This window comes from Pigmentiphaga daeguensis, assembly GCF_039523035.1.
GTDB classification, from domain to species: Bacteria; Pseudomonadota; Gammaproteobacteria; order Burkholderiales; family Burkholderiaceae_B; genus Pigmentiphaga; species Pigmentiphaga daeguensis.
Genome location: NZ_BAAAEN010000015.1, coordinates 38,074 through 63,219, shown reverse-complemented (window position 1 = coordinate 63,219; position 25,146 = coordinate 38,074). Strand labels below are relative to the sequence as shown.

The 25,146-nt window shown below is 67.3% G+C and carries 22 protein-coding genes, 1 tRNA gene and 1 pseudogene; 12 read left to right on the top strand and 12 right to left on the bottom strand.

The window, feature by feature from the left end; genetic code table 11:
- Nucleotides 1-52 precede the first annotated feature (52 nt).
- From ABD104_RS18390 to ABD104_RS18380, 3 genes are all read left to right on the top strand, one after another.
- Nucleotides 53-1,045: a zinc-dependent alcohol dehydrogenase family protein gene (locus tag ABD104_RS18390; RefSeq protein WP_243724527.1), complete on the top strand. Its 993-nt coding sequence runs from the start codon at nt 53-55 to the stop codon at nt 1,043-1,045.
- Nucleotides 1,046-1,214: 169 nt separating this feature from the next.
- Nucleotides 1,215-2,438, top strand: coding sequence for an IscS subfamily cysteine desulfurase (locus ABD104_RS18385; protein WP_279818588.1), 1,224 nt, complete (start codon nt 1,215-1,217; stop codon nt 2,436-2,438).
- A gap of 132 nt (nt 2,439-2,570) precedes the next feature.
- Nucleotides 2,571-3,794, top strand: coding sequence for a CaiB/BaiF CoA transferase family protein (locus ABD104_RS18380; RefSeq protein WP_343927998.1), 1,224 nt, complete (start codon nt 2,571-2,573; stop codon nt 3,792-3,794).
- Here the strand turns inward: ABD104_RS18380 and ABD104_RS18375 are convergent.
- The 3 genes from ABD104_RS18375 to thiS are packed head-to-tail and all read right to left on the bottom strand — an operon-like array spanning nt 3,731 to nt 5,540.
- Nucleotides 3,731-4,516 (bottom strand): helix-turn-helix domain-containing protein, encoded by a 786-nt coding sequence (locus tag ABD104_RS18375; RefSeq protein ID WP_132979849.1) that lies wholly within the window; start codon nt 4,514-4,516, stop codon nt 3,731-3,733. The two genes, ABD104_RS18380 and ABD104_RS18375, sit on opposite strands and share 64 nt — an antisense overlap.
- Nucleotides 4,517-4,549: 33 nt before the next feature.
- Complete coding sequence (gene trmB, locus ABD104_RS18370) at nt 4,550-5,326, bottom strand: tRNA (guanosine(46)-N7)-methyltransferase TrmB (RefSeq protein ID WP_371695755.1); 777 nt, start codon at nt 5,324-5,326, stop codon at nt 4,550-4,552.
- Between the two features lie 13 nt (nt 5,327-5,339).
- Complete coding sequence (gene thiS / locus ABD104_RS18365; protein ID WP_132979851.1) at nt 5,340-5,540, bottom strand: sulfur carrier protein ThiS; 201 nt, start codon at nt 5,538-5,540, stop codon at nt 5,340-5,342.
- A gap of 289 nt (nt 5,541-5,829) precedes the next feature.
- Here thiS and ABD104_RS18360 point away from each other — a divergent pair, with 289 nt between their 5' ends.
- The 5 genes from ABD104_RS18360 (at nt 5,830) to ABD104_RS18340 (ending at nt 11,336) form a co-directional block, all read left to right on the top strand.
- The gene (locus ABD104_RS18360; RefSeq protein WP_279818586.1) at nt 5,830-6,846 is read left to right on the top strand and encodes an ABC transporter substrate-binding protein; all 1,017 of its coding nucleotides are present in this window, start codon (nt 5,830-5,832) and stop codon (nt 6,844-6,846) included.
- Nucleotides 6,839-7,645, top strand: coding sequence for an ABC transporter ATP-binding protein (locus ABD104_RS18355; RefSeq protein WP_087837885.1), 807 nt, complete (start codon nt 6,839-6,841; stop codon nt 7,643-7,645). The genes ABD104_RS18360 and ABD104_RS18355 overlap by 8 nt, the downstream gene beginning before the upstream one ends.
- 6 nt (nt 7,646-7,651) lie before the next feature.
- Nucleotides 7,652-8,416: an ABC transporter permease gene (locus ABD104_RS18350; RefSeq protein WP_087837884.1), complete on the top strand. Its 765-nt coding sequence runs from the start codon at nt 7,652-7,654 to the stop codon at nt 8,414-8,416.
- 19 nt (nt 8,417-8,435) lie between these two features.
- On the top strand, nt 8,436-9,914 hold the full coding sequence (locus ABD104_RS18345; RefSeq protein WP_343927997.1) for an FAD-binding oxidoreductase: 1,479 nt from the start codon (nt 8,436-8,438) through the stop codon (nt 9,912-9,914).
- A 114-nt stretch (nt 9,915-10,028) separates the two neighbouring features.
- Nucleotides 10,029-11,336, top strand: a complete 1,308-nt coding sequence (locus tag ABD104_RS18340; protein WP_132979854.1) for a purine-cytosine permease family protein — start codon at nt 10,029-10,031, stop codon at nt 11,334-11,336.
- 44 nt (nt 11,337-11,380) lie between these two features.
- Here ABD104_RS18340 and ABD104_RS18335 read toward each other — a convergent pair.
- Nucleotides 11,381-13,005, bottom strand: a pseudogene (locus ABD104_RS18335) (tannase/feruloyl esterase family alpha/beta hydrolase).
- Nucleotides 13,006-13,146: 141 nt separating this feature from the next.
- Nucleotides 13,147-14,067 carry an EamA family transporter RarD gene (rarD, locus tag ABD104_RS18330; protein WP_343927996.1) on the bottom strand — a complete coding sequence of 307 codons (921 nt, stop codon included), beginning with the start codon at nt 14,065-14,067 and terminating at the stop codon, nt 13,147-13,149.
- A 187-nt stretch (nt 14,068-14,254) separates the two neighbouring features.
- On the opposite strand from rarD, the gene ABD104_RS18325 reads away from it, so the two are divergent.
- Both ABD104_RS18325 and ABD104_RS18320 read left to right on the top strand, forming a co-directional pair.
- Nucleotides 14,255-14,328: transfer RNA gene (locus ABD104_RS18325), tRNA-Gly, on the top strand.
- A 238-nt stretch (nt 14,329-14,566) separates the two neighbouring features.
- Nucleotides 14,567-16,420: a tyrosine-type recombinase/integrase gene (locus ABD104_RS18320; RefSeq protein ID WP_058130874.1), complete on the top strand. Its 1,854-nt coding sequence runs from the start codon at nt 14,567-14,569 to the stop codon at nt 16,418-16,420.
- A gap of 47 nt (nt 16,421-16,467) precedes the next feature.
- On the opposite strand, the gene ABD104_RS18315 is transcribed toward ABD104_RS18320, so the two are convergent.
- Nucleotides 16,468-17,094 (bottom strand): LysR substrate-binding domain-containing protein, encoded by a 627-nt coding sequence (locus tag ABD104_RS18315; protein WP_058130876.1) that lies wholly within the window; start codon nt 17,092-17,094, stop codon nt 16,468-16,470.
- A 106-nt stretch (nt 17,095-17,200) separates the two neighbouring features.
- On the opposite strand from ABD104_RS18315, the gene ABD104_RS18310 reads away from it, so the two are divergent.
- Nucleotides 17,201-17,500 (top strand): helix-turn-helix domain-containing protein, encoded by a 300-nt coding sequence (locus tag ABD104_RS18310; protein WP_025297657.1) that lies wholly within the window; start codon nt 17,201-17,203, stop codon nt 17,498-17,500.
- A 26-nt stretch (nt 17,501-17,526) separates the two neighbouring features.
- Here the strand turns inward: ABD104_RS18310 and mobH are convergent, their stop codons facing one another.
- The 3 genes from mobH to ABD104_RS18295 all read right to left on the bottom strand — a co-directional run bounded on the left by mobH (nt 17,527) and on the right by ABD104_RS18295 (nt 21,239).
- The gene (gene mobH, locus ABD104_RS18305; RefSeq protein ID WP_058130875.1) at nt 17,527-19,365 is read right to left on the bottom strand and encodes a MobH family relaxase; all 1,839 of its coding nucleotides are present in this window, start codon (nt 19,363-19,365) and stop codon (nt 17,527-17,529) included.
- A 202-nt stretch (nt 19,366-19,567) separates the two neighbouring features.
- Complete coding sequence (locus ABD104_RS18300; protein WP_343927995.1) at nt 19,568-20,488, bottom strand: nucleotidyl transferase AbiEii/AbiGii toxin family protein; 921 nt, start codon at nt 20,486-20,488, stop codon at nt 19,568-19,570.
- Nucleotides 20,481-21,239, bottom strand: coding sequence for a type IV toxin-antitoxin system AbiEi family antitoxin domain-containing protein (locus ABD104_RS18295; RefSeq protein ID WP_031754973.1), 759 nt, complete (start codon nt 21,237-21,239; stop codon nt 20,481-20,483). The genes ABD104_RS18300 and ABD104_RS18295 overlap by 8 nt, the downstream gene beginning before the upstream one ends.
- A 229-nt stretch (nt 21,240-21,468) precedes the next feature.
- On the opposite strand from ABD104_RS18295, the gene ABD104_RS18290 reads away from it, so the two are divergent.
- Nucleotides 21,469-21,834 (top strand): DUF3742 family protein, encoded by a 366-nt coding sequence (locus ABD104_RS18290; RefSeq protein ID WP_425543347.1) that lies wholly within the window; start codon nt 21,469-21,471, stop codon nt 21,832-21,834.
- Nucleotides 21,835-21,841: 7 nt separating this feature from the next.
- Here ABD104_RS18290 and ABD104_RS18285 read toward each other — a convergent pair whose 3' ends face one another.
- Genes ABD104_RS18285 through ABD104_RS18275 form a run of 3 tightly spaced genes read right to left on the bottom strand, consistent with a single transcriptional unit; the run spans nt 21,842 to nt 25,137 of the window.
- Nucleotides 21,842-23,365, bottom strand: coding sequence for a conjugal transfer protein TraG N-terminal domain-containing protein (locus ABD104_RS18285; protein ID WP_013982147.1), 1,524 nt, complete (start codon nt 23,363-23,365; stop codon nt 21,842-21,844).
- 15 nt (nt 23,366-23,380) lie between these two features.
- A complete protein-coding gene (locus ABD104_RS18280; RefSeq protein ID WP_043105001.1) occupies nt 23,381-23,734 on the bottom strand; it encodes a hypothetical protein in 354 nt (117 codons plus the stop codon).
- On the bottom strand, nt 23,731-25,137 hold the full coding sequence (locus tag ABD104_RS18275) for an integrating conjugative element protein (protein WP_043105003.1): 1,407 nt from the start codon (nt 25,135-25,137) through the stop codon (nt 23,731-23,733). Before ABD104_RS18275 ends, ABD104_RS18280 begins: the two co-directional genes overlap by 4 nt.
- Nucleotides 25,138-25,146 lie beyond the last annotated feature (9 nt).

Here is a 25,146-nt window from a genome sequence, read left to right as displayed (position 1 = left end):
ACATATCCCGGCTCTAAACTGCGCCCACTCTCAGACTTCAAGGCATGGAACCGTGAAACTCGTGCAGATCCACCAGCCCGGCGGGCCCGACGCACTCGTCATTGCCAATGTGCCGGCGCCGGTGCCCGGGCCGGGCCAGGTCCGCGTCGCGGCGCGCGCCATAGGCGTGGGCCGGCCGGACGTGCTGATGCGCAACGGCACCTATAAATGGATGCCGCCACTGCCGGCGACGCCGGGAGGCGAGATGGCCGGCGTGATCGACGCGGTAGGCGAAGGCGTCGCGCCGGAGTTGGCCGGCCGGCGCGTGCTGGTCAGCGCGCGGGAACTAGTCCGGCGCGGTGGCTGCTATGCCGAGGCGATCTGCGTGCCGGCCGATGCGCCGTTCGAACTGCCGGCGGCCATCTCTTTCGAGGCCGCGCTCAGCCTGCCCAACTTCCTGATGGCCGATGCACTGCTCAATCGCTGCAATCCGGGCGTGCAGGCGCGGCGCGTCCTGCTGACGGGCGCCGCCGGCGGTGTGGCCTCGGCCGTGATCCAGTTGGCCCGGCAGCAAGGCAGCGAGGTCATCGGCGTGGTCAGTTCCGCCGAGAAGGCGGCCTTTGCCACCGCCATGGGGGCCACGCACGTAATCGATCGCCTGCGGGAATCCATCCCGGAGCGCGTCATGGCGCTGACTGATGGCGCGGGCGTGGAGCTGGCCCTGGACCACATCGGCGCCGGCGTCCTGGTGGACTGCCTGCACGCGCTGGCCCCCTTCGGCATGGCCGTGTCCTACAACATCGTGGGCGGGCCACCGCAACCGGAGATCTTCGGGGAGCTGCGCAAGCTGGTGGGCCGCAGCCTGGCCTTGCGCTGCTTTTCCATCCATAGCTTCGACCACGATCGCGGCACGCGGCGCGCAGCCACCGAACGCCTGATCGGCCTGATGGCCGAAGGGCGCATCACGCCGCCTGCGGCCACCCGCATGCCGCTGGACGCCGTCAGGGATGCCCATCGCATCCTCGATGCCGGCGAAACCATCGGCAAGATCATCCTGATGCCCTGACGTCCCAGGAGTCCTCATGCCGCTCGTCGCCGTCCGCAAGACCCAGTTGTCCATCGGCTAGCGCGCCGGCCCGGGTGTCAATGCTGGCAGCCGGGGTATTACCTTATGGGAAGGAGGGGCAGGCTACTATGGCGGCCATCCGCAATACCGCACGTTCCAGGAGCGAAACATGCCCCAAGCCCCCATGCGCCTTCCCGTCTACATGGACTACAGCGCCACGACGCCGGTCGATCCGCGCGTCGTCGACGCCATGGTGCCCTATCTGTACGAGAAGTTCGGCAATCCCGCCTCGCGCAGCCATGCCTACGGCTGGGAGGCCGAGGAAGCGGTCGAGACCGCGCGTGGCCACGTCGCGGCGCTGCTGAACGCCGACCCCCGCGAGATCGTCTGGACCTCGGGCGCCACCGAAGGCAACAACCTGGCCATCAAGGGGGCGGCGCATTTCTACGCCGAGCGCGGCAAGCACATCATTACCGTCAAGACCGAGCACAAGGCGGTCCTGGACACCTTCCGCGAGCTCGAGCGCCAGGGTTTCGAGGCCACCTACCTGGACGTGGACGAGGACGGCCTGCTGCCGCTCGCGCGCCTGGAGGCCGCCATCCGCCCCGATACCATCCTGGTCTCGGTCATGCTGGTCAACAACGAGATCGGCGTGATCCAGGACGTGGAGGCCATCGGCAAGCTCTGTCGCGAGCGCGGCGTGCTGTACCACTGCGATGCCGTCCAGGGCGCGGGCAAGGTGCCCATCGACGTCCAGTCCTTCCCGGTCGATCTGCTGACGGTGACCGCGCACAAGCTCTACGGGCCCAAGGGCATAGGCGCCCTGTACGTGCGGCGCAAGCCGCGCGTGCGCATCGAGGCGCAGATGCATGGCGGCGGCCACGAGCGCGGCATGCGCTCGGGCACGCTGGCCACGCACCAGATCGTCGGCATGGGCGAGGCCTTCCGCCTGGCCAAGCTGGAAATGCCGCTGGAATCGGCGCGCGTGGGCAAGCTGCGCGACCGGCTGCTGGCCGGCCTGTCCGAGATGCAGGAGGTCTACGTGAACGGCAGCCTCGAACACCGCGTGCCGCACAACCTCAACATGAGCTTCAACTTCGTCGAGGGCGAATCGCTCATCATGGCGATCAAGGACGTCGCCGTGTCGTCGGGATCCGCCTGCACCTCGGCGTCGCTGGAGCCGTCCTTCGTGCTGCGCGCCCTGGGCCGCAGCGACGAACTGGCGCACAGCTCCATCCGTTTCACGCTGGGCCGCTTCACCACCGAGCAGGAAGTCGATTTCGTCGTCGACCTGATCAAGGGCAAGGTCGCCAAGCTGCGCGAACTCAGCCCGCTCTGGGAGATGTACCAGGACGGCGTGGACCTGAGCACCATCCAGTGGGCGGCCCACTAGGGAAACCGACCGGAACGGCGATGCCGCCGTTTCGTCTGCCGAAATAGCCCAAGAAAGCCCGGCACGGCGCGGTCCGGCGGGGCTATGCTGCGCAGGTCCGTCGTTTCCGGCCGCGCAGCGCGGCCTTCCGTCATGTCCGATCATTCCGCTTCCGGCGCCCGGCGCGCCCTGTCCGGCATTCGCGTCCTCGATCTCACCTCGGCGGTGGTCGGGCCCTACGCCGCCAAGATCATGGCCGACCACGGGGCCGACGTGATCAAGGTCGAGGCCGCCGATGGCGACGTCATCCGCTGGATCGCCGGGCCTTCCCCCACGCCCGGCATGTCGGGCAAGTTCCTGCACCTGAACCGCGGCAAGCGCAGCATCGTGCTGGACCTGAAGCAGCCGCGGGGCCGCGAGGCCGTGATGCGGCTGGTCGCGCGCGCCGACGTGCTGCTGATCAACATGCGGCCGCAAGCGGTCGAGCGCCTGGGACTGGACTACGACAGCGCGGCGCGCGCGAATCCCCGGCTGGTGTACTGCGCGATGGTGGGCTTCGGCCCCGGCCCGTACCGCGACACGCCCGCCTACGATTCCATCATCCAGGGCGGGGCGGGGGTGGCCGCGCTATCCGAGATGGCGACCGGCCAGCCGCGCTACGTGCCCTATGTCGTGGCCGACCGCACCGTGGGCCTGATGGCGCTCAACGCCGTCATGATGGCGCTGTTCCAGCGCGAACGCACCGGCGCGGGCCAGTGCGTGGAAGTGCCCATGTTCGAGAACATGGCGGCCCTGATGCTGAGCGAGCATCTGTACGGCGCGACCTTTGAGCCGCCGCTGTCTCCGCCCGGCGACCTGCGTCTGATCGATCCGCAGGCCAGTCCCGTCAAGACGTCGGACGGCTACGTCTGCCTGACGACCAACACCGATGCCCAGGCCTTCGCGCTGATGCGCGTCATGGGGCATCCCGAGATGCAGACCGATCCCCGCTTCAATACCAAGCAGGCCCGCGCCGCCCATAGCCGGGAGTATTTCAGCATCCGGGCCGAGGCGATCGCCCGGCGCACCACCGCCGAATGGCTGGCGCTGCTCAAGGAAGCGGACATTCCCGCCATGCCCTACAACACGCTGGACAGCCTACGCACGGATCCGCACATCGTGGCCTCGGGGCTGTTGCGCGAGGTCGAGCATCCCACCGAAGGAAAGATGTGGGACCTGGCCGATCCCACGCGCATGAGCGGCCGGGACGACGTGCCATCCAGGCCGGCGCCCAAGCTGGGCGAGCACGGCGCCGAGATCCTGGCCGAGGCCGGTTATTCGGCGGAGGAGATCGAGGCCTTGGCCGGCAGCGGCGCGCTGGGGCCTTCGTCGGCCTGATCCACGTGCCGCAGGGGCGCCTGCGCGGCCAGGATCTCCAGGACGGTCTGCTGCAGGATGGGGATGTGGCGGTCCAGGAAGCTCTGCGTCATGGTGGAGCCGAAGGTGGTCATGCTCAGCACGGCCAGCAGTTCGCCGTCCTCGGCTACCGGCACGGCGCAGGTCGCGCTGTCCCATTCCACGGTCGCCTGCCGGACCGCGTATCCGCGGGTCCGCGTGGCGTCCAGGACGGCCAGGAGTCCGGCGGGAGCTCCCTGGGGCAGCAGGAAGCGCCGTTCCGGCTCCGAACAGAAGGCCAGGTAGGCCAGGCCGACCGAGGATTGCGTCATCGGATGGCGGCGGCCGTAGGTGGTGGGCAGGTAGGCCAGGGGACTGTAGGGCATGGTGCTGTAGCGCACGGCCATGCGGTCGCCGTCCAGGGTCGACAGGCCCAGCGGCCACTTGATCCGGCGCGTGGCCCGGATCATGCAGGGAATGGCCGCGTCCACGATGAGCAGGCGCTCCGAGCAGCCGTCGCTCAGGTCGCGGACCTTGCCGGTCAACTGGTAGCTGCCCCGCGCGTCGACCTCGCGCACGTAGCCTTCGTCGCGCAGGGTTTCCAGGATGCGGAAGACGGTGGGCTTGGGCAGGCCCGTGTCCCGGTGCAGGTCCGCCAGCGTGGAGTGCATGCGCCCGTTCATCGCGCGCAATACCGCCAGCCCCCGGGCTATGGACCGTATCATGGCGCCGTTCCCCGTCAGGTCCGGGCGTGGCGGTCAGGCATCGGCCCGGGGAGAATAGCGGGAGACGGGCGGCCGTTCGAAGATCAGGTCCCACACGCCGTGACCCAGCCGCAGGCCGCGGGTTTCGAACTTGGTCTGGGGTCGCCAGGCCGGGCGCTCGGCATAGCCTTCGCAGGTATTGCACAGCTGCGGCTCGCCGCTCAGCACTTCCAGCATCTGTTCGGCATAGGGCTGCCAGTCGGTCGCGCAATGCAGATAGGCGCCGGGCGCGAGACGGCTGGCCAGCAGCTCGACGAAGGCGGGCTGGATCAGGCGCCGCTTGTGGTGCCGCTTCTTGGGCCAGGGATCGGGGAAATAGATATGCACGCCCGCCAGCGAAGCCGGCGGGATCATGTCGCGCATGACTTCGACCGCGTCGTGCTGGATGATGCGCACGTTGCGCAGGGCCGAGTCCTCGATGCGGCGGAGCATGGCGCCGACGCCGGCGTTGAACACCTCCACGCCCAGGAAGTTGCGCTCGGGCTGGGCCAAGGCGATCTTTTCCGTGGTTTCGCCCATCCCGAAGCCGATTTCCAGCACCGTGGGCGCCTCGCGGCCGAAGACCTGGGCGAACGAGATGTGCCGGTCCGTATAGGGCAGGGACCAGGTATCCGTCAGTGTCTCGAGCGCTTCCTTCTGGCTGAGCGTGATGTGGCCGCGGCGGTGGACGAAGCTGCGGATGTGCGTGCCCGGCCGGGCGGCCTTGGGCAGTTCCCCGGCGGCCAGGGCCGGATCGGCCGGCAGCGGCAGGGCGGGAGAGGGAGTGGTCATGTTCATCGTGATCCTAGCCTCCGCCCACGGCGACGACGATTTCGAGCCGGTCGCCATCGGCGATAAGGGTGTGCTGGTGCGCGCTGCGCGGGACGATCTCGCCGTTGCGCTCGATGGCGACGCGCTTGCCCGCGTAGCCCAGCGCCTGGATCAGATCGGCCACCGAGGAGGCTGCCTCGATGGTGCGCGGTTCCCCGTTCAATACGATATTCATGGCCGGGATTTTAGTCGGTCTGGAGCCGGTGGTGCGGCAAGCTCCGCGTCAGGTCGGTAACGGATTGCGGGCCGCCGGCAACCATTCATGCGACTGATTGAATTCGGGTTTACCCCATAGACCGGTTTCCAAGTGTGACCTACTATGTATTCATGCCATATATAAATCATCGTTTTATCTATGGTACAAACCGGACCTTCCGGTTTTCTCCCACTCATCCGCCGGCGGGATGCCTCCCGCGCCAGGCCAGGCCGCCGCGATCGCCGGTGGCCGCAACTGGAGTCCTTTCATGAAACGTCGTGAATTCCTCGGCAGCGCGGCTGCCGCTGCCGCCACGCTGTTGCCGCTGCCGGGCCTCGTGTCCGTGGTGCACGCCCAGGGCAAGGGCAAGCTGACCTTCCTGACGCCGTCGTCGTTCTCGCTGGCCTTCTCGCCGGTGCTGTATGCATCGGTGGCCGGCTATTTCGCCAAGGAAGGCCTGGACCTGAAGATCGAGGCCGGGCGCGGCGCGGCCCAGGTCGTCCAGCTGACCGCGGCCAAGCAGGTGCAGACCGGCCGCACCGGCGGCGCCAACTACATGATGGCGCGCGTCAACAGCAATGCCCCGGTCATTGCCATCGCCACCATCGCGCAGCGTTCGCCGTTCGCGGTGATCTCGTCCAAGGACGCCCCGATCCGCACGCCCCAGGACCTGGCGGGCAAGGTCATCGGCGTGCAATCGGCGGGCGGCTCGATGGAGGCCACGCTCGACCTGATGCTGATGCGTGCCAAGATCGATCCCAAGTCGGTGCGCCGCGAGCGCGTTGCCGATTCGGCCGCGTCCTTCGGCATGATCCAGTCCAAGCGCGTGCAGGGCTTCCTGGGCAACGCCAGTTCCGCCATCCGGCTGACCGCTCAGAACTTCCCGGTCTCGACCATGCAGATGGACGACGGCGTGCCGGGGCAAGTCTACGTGGCCGAGGAAGCCGAACTGGCCGCCAACAAGGACGCCTACGTCGCCTTCCTGCGCGCCGCCTATCGCTCGGCCCAGGAACTGATCGCGATGGACGACGCGGCGCTGCAGAAGGCCGTCGCCCTGATGCGCGGCAAGTACGACATTCCCGGATCGGACAACACGCCGATCGCGCTGGCCGACATGCGCGCCAACCGCGAGCTGTGGGCGACCGCGAACCCCAAGCAGGTCCTGCGCTGCAACGAGGCGCAGTGGACCGAGGGCGAGTCGCTGCTGCGCCAGGCCGGCCTGCTCAAGCAGCCGACCACCAAGCCGCTGTACACCAACGACATCTGGGAGGCCGCCAATGGCTGACAACATCGTGCGCGCGGTACCGCCGGCCGGTAACGTGCACGCGCTGAACGCCGGCCGCGGACCGGTGGTCCGCGTGGACGGCGTGTCCAAGCGCTTCGACACCAAGTCGGGTACCGTCCAGGCCCTGGAGGGCATCCGCCAATCCATCGGCGCGGGCGAGTTCGTCGCCATCGTCGGGCCTTCGGGCTGCGGCAAGTCGACCCTGCTGCGCATCCTGTGCGGCCTGGAAGAGCCCACCGAGGGCCGGATCGACTGGGGCCGGGACGGCCAGGCGCCGCGCATGGGCGTGGCGTTCCAGGACCATCGCCTGCTGCCCTGGCTCAGCATCGAGCAGAACATCATGCTGCCGCGGCTCATGCAGGGCCGGGCCTCGGCCGCCGACGTCGATCGCGCGCTGGCGCTGTGCAAGCTGGTCGGCCTGACCGGTTTCGAGAAGCGCCGTCCTTCCGAGCTGTCGGGCGGCATGAAGCAGCGTGCCTCGGTGGCGCGCGCGCTGTTCACCGATCCCGAACTGCTGTTGCTGGACGAGCCGTTCGGTGCGCTGGATGCGCTCACGCGCGAGCAGATCACCGCCGATACCGAACGCATCTGGACCGAGCAGGGATTCGCCGCGCTGCTGATCACCCATTCGATCAGCGAAGCGGTGCACCTGGCCGACCGGGTGATCGTGATGTCGGCCCGTCCCGGCCGCGTGGTGGCCGAATTCAAGATCGACCTGCCGCGTCCCCGCACCGAAGCCCTGGGCTCGCCCGAGTTCGGCAAGCTGTGCAGCGACATCCGGAAAAAGCTGGAGCTCTGACCCGACATGAAACGACTCGCGCTACAAGTATCCGCCGTCGTGGCCTTCTTCCTGATCTGGAAGGGATACGTGCATTTCTTCGACGTCTCGCCGCTGGTGCTGCCGGCGCCCGAGCTGGTGGTGGTGGCCCTGTTCCGCCTGCTCGGTTCCACCGACACCTATTACCACCTGGGCATCACGCTGACCGAGTGCCTGGGGGGCTTCCTGTTCGCCATCGTGTTCGGCACCATCGTCGGACAGCTCCTGGGCCGCGTCGCCATTCTCGACACCGTGTTCAAGCCCTTCGTGATCGCCTTGCAGGTCACGCCCAAGGTCGCGCTAATCCCGCTGTTCATCCTGTGGTTCGGCTTCGGGCTGGAGTCCAAGATCATCGTCTCGGCGGTGCTGGCCTTCTTCCCCGTGTTCGCCAACAGCTACCTGGGCGCGAAATCGGTGGACCGCGGGCTGTCCGAGGTGTTCACCGTGGGCCGCGCCAGGCAATCGCGGCGCTTTCGCCTGCTGGTCATTCCCAGTTCGCTGCCCTATATCCTGACCGGGATGGAAATGGCCATCGTGCTGGCCATCATCGGCGCGGTGGTGGGCGAGTTCGTGGCCGGCACGCGCGGTCTGGGCTACCTGGCCACCATCAAGCTGCAGGAACTGGAGGTCGATACGCTGTTCGCGGTGGTGCTGCTGCTGGCGGCCATCGGCTTCTCGCTGTATTTCGCCGTCGGTTCGCTGCGCAAGATGATGATCCCCTGGCACGAGTCCGCCAACAAGGTCGCCATCTGATGTCCGGACATCGCCACTGATGCGGGCCCTGGACGAACTGCGGGCGGCGCTGGGCGACGAAGTCGTCCGCGCCGCGGCCGACATTCCCGAACGCCATCTGCGCGACTGGGTCGTGGCGGCGGGAGCCGGCGACGAGCCGCTGGCGCTGGCCCTGCCGCGTACGACCGACGAGGTCTCGCGCCTGCTGGCCTGCTGCTCCCGCCTGCGCGTGCCCGTCGTGCCGCAGGGCGGCCTGACCGGGCTGTCCGGCGGCGCCACGCCGGTGCGCGGCTGCGTGCTGTTGTCGTTGCAGCGCATGCAGGGCATCGAGGAAACCGATGCGCAGGCCGGCACGCTGACCGTGCTGGCCGGCACCCCATTGCAGCGCGTGCAGGAAGCGGCCGATGCGGCCGGCTGGCTGTTCCCGCTGGACATCGGCGCGCGGGGTTCGTGCAGCATAGGCGGCAACGCCGCCACCAACGCGGGCGGCAACCGCGTGCTGCGCTACGGCATGATGCGCGACCTGGTCCTGGGGCTGGAGGCGGTGCTGCCCGACGGTAGCGTCGTGTCCTCGCTCAACAAGATGCAGAAGAACAATGCCGGCTTCGACCTGAAGCAGCTGTTCATCGGCAGCGAGGGCGCCCTGGGCGTCATTACCCGCCTGGTGCTGCGCCTGGCGCCCCGGCCCGCCAGCCAGAACACCGCGCTGTGCGCGCTGGCCGATTACGCCGCGGCCAGCCGCCTGCTGCGCCTGGCCCGCGAGCGGCTTGGTCCGGCGCTGTCGGCGTTCGAGGTCATGTGGCCGGAGTTCTACGAACTGGCGCTGGCGCATGCCGCGCGCCAGGGGCGCGGGGCCGTGCCCTTGTCCCCGGGCCATGGGCTGTACCTGCTGATCGAGTCCTCGGGCTTCGAGCCGGACAAGGACGCCGACCAGTTCACCGCCCTGATCGAGGCGGCCGTCGAGGAAGGACTGGTCGAGGATGCCGCGCTGGCCCGGTCGCTGCGCGACACCCAGGCCTTCTGGGAGCTGCGTGAATCCGGCAGCGACTTCCTGCCCGCGCTCGGGCCGCGCGTGGGGTTCGACATCAGCGTGCCCACCGGGCAGATCGGCGACTTCGTCCAGACCTGCCGCGAGCGGCTGCGCGCGCGCTGGCCATCTCTGCGCACCATCGCCTTCGGCCATGCCGGCGACGGCAACGTCCACTTCATCGTGCAGGTGGACGACCGGCCGCTGCCGGTGCATGAGATCGAGGAAACGGTCTACGGTTGCGTGCAGGCAAGAGGCGGTTCCATCGCTGCCGAGCACGGGGTCGGGCTGCACAAGCGGCCGTTCCTGCATTATTCCCGCTCCGCCACCGAAATCGCGCTGATGCGCACGATCAAGGCCGCGCTGGATCCGCTGGGGATCATGAATCCGGGGAAGGTGGTGGCGGGAGACGGCCAGCCGCACGCCCCGGCGTCTTGGGCGCGGCGGCCGGCGCCAGCCGCGCCGCCGTCGATGCCGGTGGCGCGGCTATAGCGCCTGCCGGAAGGAGAAGTTGCCTGCCCCGAGCACTGTGCGCAGCCGCAGGTAGGGGGGAAAGCGGCTTGTTCGCTATCATGGCCGGAGTGGCCTGGATTCGAGCGAACATTCATGACTGACGCGTCACCCTCCTCCGCCGGCAACGGCAACGAAGCGCTTGCCGCCGTGCCCGGCGAACTGCGTGTCTTCCAATGGCATGACCATGCCTCCCTCTGGTTCAGCCTGGGCGTGGGGCTGCTGGTCATGCAGATGGGCTCGTACCTGCTGCCGGCCCTGAGCCCTTCGCAAGCCTTGCTGGCCATCGTGCTGGGCTCCGTGCTGGGCGCGGGACTGCTTGGCTGGGTTGCGCAGATCGGCTGCCGCAGCGGCCTGTCCAGCGCCGGGCTGATGGTGGCTGTGTACGGGCGCAGCTTCGCGCGCCTGCCCATCCTTCTGAATATCGTGCAACTGCTGGGCTGGGGTGCGTTCGAGCTGGTGGTGATGCGCGATGCCACGGTCGCCGTGGGCCGCCATGGCGGCGCCATGACCGCCGGTTACTGGCCCTACCTGGCCACGCTGCTCTGGGGCGCGGTGATCCTGCTGCTCATCGGCGGCTCCATGGTGCGCCTGGTGCGCCGCATCGTCTCGCGGGTGGCCCTGCCGCTGGTGGTGCTTTCGCTGCTGTGGCTGAGCTGGCAGTTCCTGTCCATGGCGCACGGCCAGGGCCTGGCTGCCTTGTGGAACCGAAGCGGTTCGGGCGGCATGAGCGCGCTGTCCGCCCTGGATCTCGTGATCGCCATGCCCATCAGCTGGCTGCCCCTGGTGGCCGACTACGCGCGCCACGGCAAGAGCGGCCGTTCGGCGATGACGGGCGCCTGGTCCGGCTATGCCGTGGCCAACATCTGGTGCTACGGGCTGGGCGTGCTGGTCGCGCTGACGCTGCCCAGCCAGGACCTGATCATGGCCCTGCTGCAGGCCCAGGGCGGCCTGATCGCGCTGTCCCTGGTGCTGATCGACGAAGTCGACAACGCCTATGGCGACACCTATTCGGCTTCCGTGTCGGCGCACGGCATCGCGCCTCGCTGGAGCATCCGCCGCTGGGGGCTGCTGATCGCTTCAGCCTGCTGCCTGTTGGGGATGGTGCTGCCCATGCACAGCCTGGAGCCGTTCCTGCTCCTGCTAAGTTCCTGCTTCGTGCCCTTGTTCGGCGTCATGCTGGGCACCCTGGGCCTGGGCGCCGACGCCAACCGGCTGCTGCGGCAGGCGCCCGCGGTAAGGGTCAAGGCCGTGCTGATCTGGATCGGCGGCATTGCGTTCTATCATCTGCTGCCGCTCGCCAGCACCGCGCTGGGGTCGGCCCTTCCCACGCTGGCGCTGAGCTTCGGATTGGCCGTGTTGTTCATGCGCCGGCGGGAGCGGGCGGAACCCGTTCCCGCCTAGCGGGCTCCGAAGGCCGGGGCCGGGGCCGCGGCCCCGCGCGGCCCTTAGCGGCAGATGTAGCTCGCCGCATCATCCGGGTCGCCCGTTCCCCGATAGGCCGCCTGTTTGGGATAGGCGCACAGCGGACGGGTTCTTCGTACCGATCCTTCCGCCATGCGCGAGGCGACGAAGTCGTCCGGCGGCTTGCCTTGTTCCACCCACCGGTCCATGAGAGCCAGAATGTCGCGGCTCGGATCCGGAGCCGCATCTCCATCCGCGCGCAAGGTGGTGGCGCCGGGGCCGCCGCTGCAGTGGCCCATGCCGGGAACCAGGAAGAGCCGGTAGAACTCATCGAGCGCGGCCTGGGTTCCTTGCGCGGCGAGTACGCGATCGTAGTAGCCGATGCTGTCGTAGGCACTGACCACCGGGTCGCTCCAGCCGTGGTAGACCATCAGCTTGCCGCCCCTGGACTTGAATGCCGACAGGTCGGCGCTGGTCTGGTCGACCAGTGGCGCGATCTTCGCATACGCGTACGAAACGTCGCGGTCGAAATCGAACGTCCACCAGTTCCACTGCGGATCGTCGAAAACCCAGTAACGCCAGAAATCGGCCCGCACCGGTTCGGTCGATCCCATGTAGCCCGACCAGCCCGACTCGCTGCCTACCGGCCAGCCGGGATAGAGCTGGGCCTTCGTACGGGGGTTGCGCGGACCCTGGTAGATATTCCGAGCGGCGCCAAGCTGGTCGGACGTCAGGCAGTCCGCGGCATCGCCGGCGGTGCACAGCAGGCTGGCGACGTCGAACTTGTCCGCGGTGCACGCGCGAGGATCGTCGATGACGCCGTCCGCCACGCCATCCAGCGTGTCGCACGCCGCGACGGCGCGATCCGTGATGAGCCGCAGTTTGGCCGGCGTCAGGAACTGCGTGAGGTTGTCGTTGGCCGGACGGTTGGAGCGGAAGCGCCACATGAACTCGATGTTCAGGGCCGTGCGGTTATTGCCCGGCGCGCCGGCGATGATGCCGTCGAAATCCTCGGGTAGCGCTGCGCCTCGGCGAATCCCTGGTGGCCGCCCGTGGAGCATCCCAGGTAATAGGCCCGACGGGCCGCCGTGCCGCGCAGCTCGGTCAGCAACTGCTTGCCGGCGACCGTGATCGCGTTGATCGACCGTGAGCCCCAATCGATGATTTTCTCGGGATTGCTCACACCCCACAGCATGTCTTCGGTCTGATGGCCGGTATCGCCGCCCAGGACGGCATAGCCTTGCCGCATGGCGTAGGCCATGTCGCCGTAGCTCAGCGCCGGGCTGTAGCCGCCATTGCCGGTCGCGACCAGCTTGCCGTTCCAGGATGCGCCTTCGGGCACCCAGAGCTGGAAATTGATCCGCGAACTGGCCGTGGGCGTGGCCACGGCGTCGATGCGGCAGAACGCGGGAACATCATTCAGGTCCTGGCGACTGTCGGAGGGGCGATAGGTGCCGGCGGGAACGGGCGATACCGCCGTGATGCGCGCCGCGGGGATCCTGACATCGGCGAAGCTTTCCAGCTGGCAGGCGCGGGCAGCGGGCCCCGGCGGGGCGGGCGGCGTTCCGCCGCCGCCGCTGTCACCGTCGCCGCCACCGCAGGCCGCGAGCGAGGCGGCCAGGGCAAGCGCGAGAGGCAATGCGGCGCGTGTGGGAAGGGGGTATCCCATGACTTCTCCTTTGGTGTGGCGCCGCGCTCGTTGTCGATCTTGTGCGTGCGGCGAAATGGTGCGGAGCCTTCTTGTCCGCCGCACTCTATGCCAGGAGATTTCATTTGGGAATCCGAAAATTTACATGAATTGATCGATTGTTCAGGACAGTCGAGACGACGGACGATGACGTGCCAAGGCGATCCCTCCCTCGGCCACCAGGACCAGCACCGCCATCCAGATAGCCAGATAGGTCGGCCACTGCGCGGGAGCAATGGATTCGCCCAGCACTCCCGCGGCGACGACGACCAGCAGGACCGGCTCCACATAGATCAACAGGCCGAACAGCGTCACGTTCAGCTTGGGCGCCGACAGCGCCTGCAATCCCAGCGCCGAGGCACTGATGATGCCCAGGCCCAGGATGAGCCATGGCAGGCCGGGCGGCGCGTCCGCCGGCAGCGCATAGCCGCCCTGCAGGACGAAGAACACGCTGACGGGAAGGCCCAGCGTCATGTCCAGCCACAGCGACCCCAGGGTATTGGTATGGGTGGCGCGGCGCAGCCAGAGATAGCCCGGGTAGCCCAGGCACACCAGCAGCGCGGGCCAGGAAACGGTACCGACGATCGCCAACTGATAGACGATGCCCGCGAGCGCCAGTCCCCCGGCCAGCAGTTGCATCCGGCTGATGCGCTCCTTGAAGACAAGCCGTCCCAGCGCGACCATCGCGATCGGCAGCAGGAAATACCCCAGCGACACGTCGAGCCCGTGGCCGTTGACCGGCGCCCACATGAACAGCCAGAGCTGCGCGCCGAGCAGGGTCGCCGACAGCACGCGCTGCGCCCAGAAGAACCGCTCGCGGCGCACGCGCGCGGCAAGCTGGCGGATCTCATGCCAGCGCCCCATGGCCAGGACGAGCAGCGTCAGCGCCGGAACGGTCAGCAACATGCGCCAGCCGTAGATGGCCGCACCGTCCAGGGGGCGCAGCAAGGTGGTGTACGCGGACATCAGCGCGAACAGCGCCGAGGAGGCGACGTTGAGCAGGACGCCGGTGGAGGTGTTGACGGGGGAGGGCGGGGCGGTCATCGGGATGGATAGGGCGCAGGCAGGGGATGCCGCGTGGTGGGGCGTCCAGGCAAGTGAGAATAACTACAATCTACAATATGAGGGCTTGCCCCTTATTTGCCGGCCTTCGAATTCGGGCTTAGAATTGCAGTCCTGCCGCGTCTGGCGGTAGTGCCTTCCGTCCAGGCGGTCAGCCCGGGCATCCAAGGCGGGTGTAGTTCAATGGTAGAACGGCAGCTTCCCAAGCTTCATACGAGGGTTCGATTCCCTTCACCCGCTCCACTGCATCATTCTGCGGACTTCCGCAGAAGTCCAAGAGAGTCTGCAAGTCGTTGCCACACAAGGACTTTTCCTCTCTTTGACGTTCTGCCGCGGTCCACTGCGATCCATCTACAGCCGGGACTTTTAAGTCCACAAACAAGTCCATTTTTGCGGGCGCGGCTGATTCCGGATTGTTGATGGAGGGGCGAGGTCGACGTGACCAGCATCTGGTTCCTGACTCATGTTCAGGAGCAAGAGCATGGCACTCTCAGACCTGGCCGTTCGACAGGCCAAGGCAACTGGCAAGGCATACACCCTCCCTGACTTGGATGGCCTCTCCCTGGCCGTCACGGCTGCAGGGGGCAGGACTTGGCACTTCCGCTACTACTGGGCGGGCAAGCAGAAGCGGATGTCGCTCGGCACCTACCCGGAGGTGACGCTTCGCGAGGCCCGCAGCCTGCGCGACGAAGCGCGCGCCCTGCTGGCCAAAGGCACCAATCCTCGCGTTCACCGCAAGCAGAAGCGCACCGCTGTCCGGCTCGCCGACGAAAACACCTTCGAGGCGGTGTATCGCAAGTGGCTCAAGCATCGCGGGCTCAGCCTCAAGGAAGGCCGGCAGACGACCCTCTCGATACTTCCGCGCATCTTCGACAAGGATGTGCTGCCCGCCTTGGGCAAGCGGTCGGTCTATGAGATCAAGCGTCCCGACCTCTTGGAGGTGATCGCCAAGATCGAGAAGCGCAGGGCGCTCTCCGTCGCCGAGAAAGTCAGGACGTGGTTCAACCAACTGTTCCGCTACGCGCTGGTGATCGTGCCGGGCCTGGAGCAGAACCCTGCCTCCGATCTCGATGTGGTGGCGCTGCCGCTGCCACCCGTCAACCACAACCCGTTCCTGCGCATGGCCGAGCTGCCGAAGCTGTTGCAGCGGCTGCGCAGCTATCGCGGCAGGCGGCAGACCCAGCTCGGGCTGCGGCTATTGCTGCTGACCGGCGTGCGAACCGGAGAGCTGCGACAGGCGACGCCGGATCAATTCGATCTGGACCGTGGGTTGTGGATCATCCCGCCCGACGTCGTGAAGCAACTCCAGTTGGATATGCGCAAGAAGCGGCAGCAGGCGAAGGACATCCCGCCCTACATCGTGCCGCTGTCGATTCAGGCCATGGAGATCGTCCGGCACCTGCTGGATGAGTTCAAGCCGGCCCAGCGCCACCTGTTCCGGCACGACAGCGACTTGAAGAAGCGCATCAGCGAGAACACGCTCAATGGTGCGCTCAAGCGCATGGGCTATCAGGAACGCCTGACCGGACACGGTATTCGCGGCACGATGTCCACCGCGCTCAACGAGATCGGCTACCCGAAAGTCTGGGTGGATGCACAGCTCTCGCATGTCGATCCCAACAAGGTCAGCGCGACCTACAACCATGCCGAGTACGTGGAGCAGCGTCGCCGCATGATGCAGGACTGGGCCGATCGGCTCGACCTCTTCGAGCAGAACCAGGTCGAGGCAGCCAGCATGCCGCTCACCGTGCATCTGGAAGGCGTGCCCGCGTTCCCGTGTGAGCAAACCGCAAGCGCGCCCTCCACGCCGGTTGCCGCTTCGCCAATCCTGCTCGTGACGAAGCCGGGTGACGCCATGCCGTTGGTTTCTGCCGCCGCACATCGGCTGCCGGCGGTTCCGCCCCCTCGATCGGCCGCGCCGCTGGTGCCTTCGGACATTCAGCGCGAGAGGATGGAGCTGTTCGATGTCTTCGAGGCGCCGCACAACCTTCCCGTCGCTGCGTTTGCGAAGATGGCGGGCAAGTCCCGCAGGTGGATCAGCTACGAGATCAAGGCGGGCAACTTGCTGGCGTTGAACGTGGGCAACCGCGGCCAGCGCGTGCCGGACTGGCACCTCGACCCACTCAAGCACGAGCTGATCCAGTCCGTCCTCAAGCTGACCAGGGGTGCCGACCCTTGGCAGATCTACCATGCACTGCTGCAGCCGCGCTCGATGCTGCGGGGGCGTTCGGCACTGGAGGGCGTGACGGCCAGCAATCTCGACAAGCTCGTCATGGCAGTGAGCACAGCCGTGAAGGAAAGCGAATGGACCCCGCCGCGAGTCGGGGTCGCCTAGCAGCAGGAATGCGGGATCGTGGCGAAACCGCGATTCCCGCGCGTCTGTCAGGACACCAGGCGCGCGCGGCGGGCGAATCTTGCCTGGGTGTCCGACAAGGAAGCATCGCGGCGGAGCAGGTAAGCCATCACGATCGTTGGTGCGCCGGCCAGCGGCCGCACGGCGATGCCTCGGCGTAGGTAGCTCGCCAGTCTCGCGGCAGGCGCAATGGCGATCCCGTACCCGGCGGCAACCAGCGTCATCGCCACATCGAATGTCTCCACCGTTTGCTCTCGCTCTTGCAGCGCGTTTTCGAACACACGCTGCACGGTCATGCGCCATGGTTCATCGGCCGTGGACTGCGAGCAGATCAAGGGCTGCTTGAGCACTTCCTGGCACGGCACTTCACGGTAGGCCAGCAAGTGGGAGCGCTTGGCCACGGCGACCGCCAGCGTGTCATACCACAGCGGTTCGCATACCCAGCCAGGCCACTGCCGGGCAACCGCAGACAAGGCGAAGTCGAAGCCGTCGTCCGGCATCTCCGCGCCTCGACCGGGATCTGTCCAGCCGGCCAGGACGGCATGGGTCTCCGGCTCTTCGGCACGCTGCAGGGCGAGCACGTCGGCGAGCTGGGGAGGCACCCATTCGCCGAGGACGGCCATGCGAATTTCGGCGGTGATGTCACTCGATTCCACGTCCAGCTCCCCCCAGGCGGTGAACTCGTGGCAACTGATCTCGAAGCCGTTGAATGAGTTAAGTTTAACGTGGTTTAAATCGTGACCGTGTTCGACGCTCTTGGCAATGCCAAAGCGTTCGATCCAAAGGGGCCGCCCCACCGGCACCACTACCTACGAAGCGGAACCAGCCATCGCGTTTGGGGCTGCCGTGCGGGAAGAAAGAACCAACCAGGGCATCGCTCAGGAAACGCTGGCCCACATGGCCGGCATCGAACGGTCGCACATGGGCAAGATCGAGCGCGGCGAGCATGTCCCCACGCTCCCTCTCATCCTCAAGATTGCCCGTGCGCTGAAATGCAGTTCCGCCCACTTGATGACTCTGACCGAAGCCAAGCTGGCAGAGTCGGCCCCATCCTCGGATTGAAGCCGGCCCGCGCGGCGGCCGCATGCCTACCCCTGATCGTCGTTGTCCTTGCCCCCAAGGGCTGAATCTTCGCGCTTTGCGGCCTCGTTGAGGAGCCGCAGGTATGGGTTGTCTGGCGGCGTCTCCCGGAACAGCGCCTCCGGGCTGGCGAGCAGGTAGCCGTGCAGCCGGCGCGACTTGCGCGGCCCCGTGACTTCGCAGGTCCAGATGTTCAGCCCGCTGGGCTGCTTGCGGTGCTGTCCCAGCTTCTCGAAGCGCTTCTGCACCCACTGCCAACCCTCCAGCTTCTCCTGCTTGGCCAGCGCGGCGACTTGAAGGCACTCCTGCGCGTAGCGCTGGAACACGCCGGGGCTGACGAGGTAGGTCGTACCGGCGACGGTATGCACCAGGGCCTTGGCGTCGTTGATGATGAGCTTGCGCGTCTGGATGCTCTGACGCAGCCAGGCCATGAAGTGCGCTCCGGAGGGCGCCGCGCGATCCTGGGAAGGCGCGAGGCTCATCTGCGGCGGGGGCACGGTCGAAGGGGCCGGCTCGGCCTCGGCGATCTCCGGCGCTGTGGGTGGAGCAGTGTCGCCCAGCAGGTCGAGCAGCGCGGCCACGCCGGTGTCCGTGGCTGTGGATGCGATCGGCGCCGTGCTCGCGGATGCAGCTTCGGTGCCTTCCACGCGCGGCCCATCGGCCACCGCCGGCGCCAGCGGCGGCGGCTCCGCCTGTTCCTCTTCGACCTGCACACGGCCTGCGAACGGCGCCGGCCGGTCGACGGCATCCCAGATCATCGCCGGCGAGAGTTTCAGGAAGGTAAAGGCGTGCGACCAGCCGGCGTCGCTGGTGACGGTAGCCTTCCAGATCGCCTTGCCATCCGGCGTCGGTTGCACGATGCCGTGATCCTGCAGCACGTTGAACACCGCCGTGTTGCTCGCCGGGATGCCGTCGATGCCCTGCGACAGCAGATGTGCGCGCAGCTTGTCGGAGACGGTCTTGCTCACCAGCCACAGGGCGTCTTGGGTCAGCCAACCGTCCGCCGGGCCGGCCTGGTTCAACTTGAATTCTTCCTTGAGCAGGTAGCGCAAGCCGTCGAGCAATTTGCGTTGCAGCGCATGCTTGGGCGCCGCCAGCGCCTTGCTGGGATCGCCGCCGAGTTCTTGGGCGACCGATGCCTGGTCGGCCTGCACGACCAGCTCGCCGAGCGTGCCGGCATGCTCGTACTGGCCGGCCAGCACGTACAGCAGCGCGGCCCAGAGGTCGGGATAGCCGCTGAGCCAGTCGAAGATGTCCCGATCGAGAAGGCGCGCGTAGAGCAGCCCGGTGGCGGCGCTGTGCAGGCGGTACTCGCGCTCCTTTCGGTAACGGAAGCGGTAGGGCTTTCGCAGCGGGCCGTGCCAGGGATGCCAGACGCTGCCGTCGGCATGCTCGACGTGCAGATCGACCGCAATCTTGCCGATGTCGTGCAGCAGGGCCGCGTAGGCCGTGCCTGCGGTCCAGGCTTCGGCCTGGGCTGCCTGTGCCTCCGGCGTGACGCCCGCAGGCAGCAGGTATGACTGCCGCAATTTCAGCGCATAGGCGACGATCTCCAGGCCGTGGTCCAGCATGCCGCCCGGATAGGCGTGGTGGTGGTTCTCGGAGGCCGGGAACTGCTGGACCAGCTCGGCGTAGCGCTCCAGTGGGGCGAGGTAGAGCGTGGCGAACTGCCGGCGCGAGAGCGATGTGCGCTGCCAGATGTGTTCCAGCAGTTTCTGCCGGCGCGGCGTGGCCAGCAGCGATGCGGCCGACTCCGGCCGCATCGACCCTTTCGGAGTTTCGATGGCGGATGTGGGCGGTGTGCCGGCGGTGGGTGGCACCCGTTTGCGCTGGAACAGCGAGAGCATGGCGAACCCCGGATGACGGGCTGCTCGGGGCGCCTTTTGGCCTTTTCAGGATAGGGCCTTTCCCCTTGGCGCCCTTCCTTTGCCCCTTCCCAGCCCTTTGGCCTTTGTCGGAAGCCTTTGGGTATAGGGCCGCTGCTTCGCGGCTGCCACGATGAATGCGGCATGGGGCAACCCCGGCAAGTGGGGCGCTGCGGGACGTTCGTCAGCTCTGGCCCAAGCCGGTGTCGAGGGCGGCGGATTGCGCTGCGAAGTCGTCGGGACGGCGCTTGCGGAAGGTTTCGAGATTGGCGAGCTTCCAGCGCAGTGCCGGCAGTTGCGCGGCGTGCCGGCACTGCACCAGCGACCAGTCCGGTTCTGCGCGCGCCAGCCCGCTCAGAAACTGCCTGTGCGCGGTGCTCAGTCGCTGTGGCAGCTCGCGCCGCAGCCTGGCGCGAGCGTCGAGCAGTGCCTCCAGGGAGCAGTCCACTTCGGTCATGCCGACAAAGGCCCGCTCGTACTCGCCGGCGATGTCCTTGTCGTTGCCGAACAGCACTTCGTGGGGCGGCCGGTTGTGGCCCGCCAGATAGATCACGAAGCACTCGACCATGCCGTCGCTGATGTCGCCCGACTCAAAGAGCTGCCACACGTCGAACAGGTCGCGGGGGTGCTGCCGATCCAGCGCAGCCACCAGCTTGCTGGCGTACAGCTCGTCCGGTGCCAGAACCGGCAGCTCGAACTCGACGCCGAACAGATCGCTGGTCTTGGCACTCAGCGGCCGCCGCTCCACGGGCAGCACGCTGCCTCGGAACACGACGTTGACCTCGATCTTCACCTGGTTGGCGTCGTTCTCGACGATCAGCTTGGTGTCCCCCAGATCCTTGGCGCGAACCAGGCGTGTCTGCACGCCCAGTGGTGCAACGCGCGTGGCGATGGCGGCCAGCTCCTGGTTGATGGCTTGCAGCGCTTCGTCGCGCGGCGTCTGCCACGGGAGGTACACCACGTCGATGTCCACCGACAGGCGCGGCATGTCCCGCACGAAGAGGTTGATGGCCGTGCCGCCCTTCATAGCGAAGATGTCGTTGGCGAACACGTCGGGCGCGACGGCCAGCAGCAGGCGAACGGTGTCCGCGTAGGTCTTATCCATGAGGTCTCAGGCTCAGCAAGGTGCCGTCATCGAGCCGGCTCATCCAGCGCGTGTTGCTGCCGGTGCGAACCGGGTACTGCTCCAGCAGGGCATCGACATCCACGAGGCTGGTCTCGCGCGCCCAGGTGAGGAACAGGCGCACGGCCTTCACGCTGGTGCAGCAGGACAGCAGTTGTCCGAGCAAGTCCTTGCGGGGGGAACGCAGTCCATCAAAGAGGTTGCGGGCCTCTTCGAGGCTCTGCTTGACGCCGGCTTCGTACAGCAGTTCCAGAACGGCACGCTCGGAGGCAGCCACCCGCAGATCCTCGGGCAGGCCAGGCGGCGTGGTCAGGGTCTTGCTGGCCAGCGCCGTGTCCGGCCAGTCGAACAGGCGGGCGTGGACGTAGCGGGCCGGAAAGCGCGAGGTGAACCAGGCTGGCAACGCGAAACGACCGTCGCCCCACAGCACCAGCGTCTCCCGGCTGCCCAGGTTGTGCCGCACGCCCTGCAGGGCCAGGGCGCTCTTGCCGCCGACGTGCAGGCCGGGCACGCGCTGTTGCAGGAACTTCAGCGCACCGTAGACCCCGAACTCATCGTTCGGGAAGGCATAGACGCCATGGGCCAGGCGCACGAGCCACCCGCCGTCGGCATAGTGGGCGGCGAGCTGGGGCGACACCCCGAACTGGCTCAGGGTGGCAAGGTCGAACGGCGCCCCGCGGGGGAGTCCCGCCTGCAGCCGCTTGATTACCTGGTGCCGAGAATTTCCATCCATGTTATAAAAATAACACAGAATCCAATCGACCCCTAGAGCCATTTCAAAAACGTGCAGGGAAAGTAACATAAGGCTTGATTTATCGTGCAGCATCTAATCGACCTTCGGCCCGAGCCAACCCGGCTCTGCCGGCCGCAACCCGCCCTCCTGATCGCGGTCTATGCTGGAGGACAGGCCACGACCGGCCGCTCCGCGAGGTGAGGCACCACTGAAACCGAGGCACATGAGCATGACCACCAACACGCACAACAGGCGCTGGAGCCACCGGCTGGGCCGGGGGGCTGGCCGTGCCTGGCGTGGATACCTGCGCCGCGAGCAGCGTGTCGCCGGCTGGCTGGTGACGCGCGGGGTGCCTGCGGGCGCGGCGACGGCGGTGCTCTGGATCGTCAAGCTCGCCGTGCTCGGTGCGCTGCTCTACTCCGCGTTCTGGCTGGCCCTGCTGCTTGCCTTTGCGGTGACTGCTGCATGGCTCGTGCAGCACGACGACCCTGATCAAGAGGAACCGCAACCCGAGTGGAGGGAAGGCCCCAACGGCTTCGGGCTTTATGACAAGAGCGACTGGCGCATCGACCCGCATGTGACCGACGACGACTGAACGGCGGTCACTTCTTCGATACAGCGCTCATTGCCATACCAGCGCCACGCCCCCCAGCGCCCTTGGCGTCCGAGGTGGCGGTGGACAACCCCTGCACGATATTTCCCGTGCGAACGCCTGCCCAAGCCAATGCCATGACCCAAAACGTCGGCAGCACGATGAACATCATCGCCATGACGAAGTTAAGGAGCATGTCGCCAAAGGCGTTGTTCAAACCGATCAACGGATCGAAGTTCGTGTGCGGCCTGTCCGCGCCAAACCCCCAGCCGTAGAGCGCATCCAGGATCGTGCTGTCGATCCAGCGCGCGAGCTGGAACCAGAAGTCCACGAAGAACAGCGCGAACTGGACGCAGCTCACCGTCACCACCGTCTTCAGGTCGTAGGTGCCGATCAGCAGCACCAACGGGATGCAGATGACGAGCGCCATCTTGAGCATGGTCAGCACCATCGGCAGCGCCTGGCGCACCACGTCCATCGCCGGAAAGAAGCCCAGCGAGCCGACGGTCAGCGCCAGGTCGCTCGCGCCGCGCGTGACGATGTTCGGCAGCGTCTTGTCGATCTGGCCGCCGTAGTCGGTGTAGACGGCGCCCTGGTTCATCTTCTGCTGCCGCGGTGAGACGACGGCGCGGATCACCGAGTCATTGACCTCGCTCTGCGACAGGAAGCCCGCCCAGCGCCCGATGCGGGTCAGCAGGTCCGGGTCGACCTGTGCCAGCAGCCGGCTACGCAGTCCCTGGCCGCCATCGGCCCACCACTGCTGGCAGGACGGATAGCCGCCGCCGCTGTCCACCTGTGCCAGCCCCGCATCGCGGGTCGCGTCGTAGGGCCAGGCCGTGCGTGGGGTCTTGGCGCGATAGGTGTCATAGAAGCCGGGCGTGTCGAGGAAGTAACTCGACCCGATCCAGGTGACGTCGTTCATCTGCTCGTCGGAGAGCGTCGGCCGGTTCATGAACAGCTTGGCGCGCGACGGCCCGTAGCAGTCGTGCGTGAAGTCGGCGACCTCCTGTGCCAGCACCGGATCGTCGATGCGCGTGGCATCCACATCCATGCGAATCTGACGCAGGTCCGTGCCGCAGGGAATCGCCGCCACCGCGGAGCCCGTCACGGCTTTCGACAGCGCGTGCATGAAGAACCACCACACCGGCACCAGCGCGCTCTGGTCGTTGAGCGCCGTGTAGACGTTGGACCAGCCCGTGTCGTTGGGCAGCGGGACGTTGACCTGGCATTGCGCGGAGCGCGTGGTGTCGAACCTGATCGTGGCGAGATCCACCGGGATGAACGGGATGCCCGCGAACATGATGACCACGATCGCCACCCACACCCGGTTCTCGATGCGCATCGACGACAGCACGCCCTTGTTGCCTTCGTCCGCACCTTCGCTGCGGGCCTTGAGCCATTCCTGGATCACGATGGCCACGAACGGCAGCGCGAACACGCCGCTGGCCACGAGGATGCTCCAGATGCCGTTGTTGACCACCCAAGCCACCAGGGTCAGGTAATACTCCAGGTAGTCCGTGGTGTAGAGCGTCATGCCTGCCTCCCGGTCTCAGCCGTGCCGCAACAGTTGGCTGGCTTCCAGCGCGACCACGGCGATCACGGCCGCGATCTCCGTGCGCAGCAGGCGCTGATGCGTCTCGCGGGACGGCTCCCGCCGCAACAGGCGCCGACGCATCCACCACCAGCCGTAAGCCGTCGCTCCGTAGAGGCACAGACGCCACACGAAGAAGTGGCCGGCGTGCGCCTGCAGCCAGTGCTGCCAGCCCTCGATGCCGCCGACCACGTGGATGCCGGCGATGTTCACCGCCACCGCGGCGGCGACCACCAGCAAGGTCCACAGCAGCGCCACGCCGACGCGGCGGTTGAACAGCCATGGCAGCCGCAGCCAGGCGAGTCGGCTCATGGCGTACCGCTCCGCGGCTTCTGGACTTCCCGCAGACGGTCGCGCGTGGTGTCGCCCTCGAAGACGCCGCGCGAGCCGGCAGCGCGGGTGCTGTGGCGCTGGATGATCGCCATCGCCGAGTTGCCGGCCAGCGTGCGGCGCAACTCCAGCTCGGTCTTGAGGTTGTTGATCTCCTGCTCCAGCGCGCTGTTCTCCTGGTCGACCGCCTGCACGGCGAGCTCGTTGGCGGCGACGTTCGGCTCCTTCTTGCCGGTCAGCAACGTGCGTTGCAGCAGCAGGGCCTTCTCCAGCACGCTGGACAGCGCAGCCTCGGACGCGAGGCGCCGGCCCAGCACGTCCTGGTCGGGTTCGTCACGCAGGGCCTCGATCACGCCGCGGGTGATCGGCAGCGAGCTGCTGCCGGCCGCGTCGAGATTGGCCAGCGTCGTCGGCCGGGCGCCCGTCACCAGTTCCTGCAGCGCCTGCAGCTTGGTCTCGTACTCTTCCTGGATCATTGGCGTCAGTCCGACGCCAGGCGTGGTCTGGGTCTTCGTGCAGTTTTCGCAGGTGCGCTGCTCGCGTTCGCCCAACACGCGGGTCGCCCATTCCGCGGCCGCCTGGGGCGAGGACCAGGTCTGGCAGGTCAGGCGGTTGCCACAGGCGCTGCGCGCGATCGACGAGGTATCGGTGGCGCTGCGCCCGTTGAGCAGGTTGTAGCCCGCGCGCGTCACGTCGCCGACCACCTTGATCGAACTCTGACCGGAGCCGCCCGCGTTGCCGCCGCCGACCCATGGCACGCCGTTGTTTCCTTTGTTGGACTCGGCCTGCTCGATGGCGGAGACGGCATCGGTGCTGCTGACCGCATCCCGCAGCGCCATCCCTTCGGCGAGCTGGTCCCAGCCGGCCTGGCCGCCGGCCATGTCCGCCATGCGATTGGCGATGGCCCGGCAGGTCATCTTCGAGCGGTCGAAATCCAGGCGCGCCTGGAGGATGCCGTTGGTCAGCAGGTTGTACAGGCCCGGGTCGGCGCGCTGGATGATCAGGGCCGGCAGCGAGGCCACGGCGCTGGTGGCATTCTGGATCACGTTGCTCATGATCGTCTGGAAGCCGTTGGTGATGCCGTTGAGCTGGTTCTGCAGCGTCGTGGTGATGCTCATGTCGCCGCAGATCAGGTTGCTGTTCCAGCCGATCCCCACGCCGATGCTCTGCATGTTGCCGGCACCACCCATCGACACGGCCCGGCCGCCGCCGATGCTGTAGAGCACGTCGTCGCCGATCACGCTGCCGCTGACGTTCACGCCATTGGGGTCGATGCGGGTCTGCGCCCAGGCGACGCCGACGACCAGCGTGATGGCCGCCACGAGCAGCGTGGCCCGCAGGTGCGATTTCGCGCGGCGCAGCAAGTCAGGGAGGGAGGCGTTCATCGTGGGTTC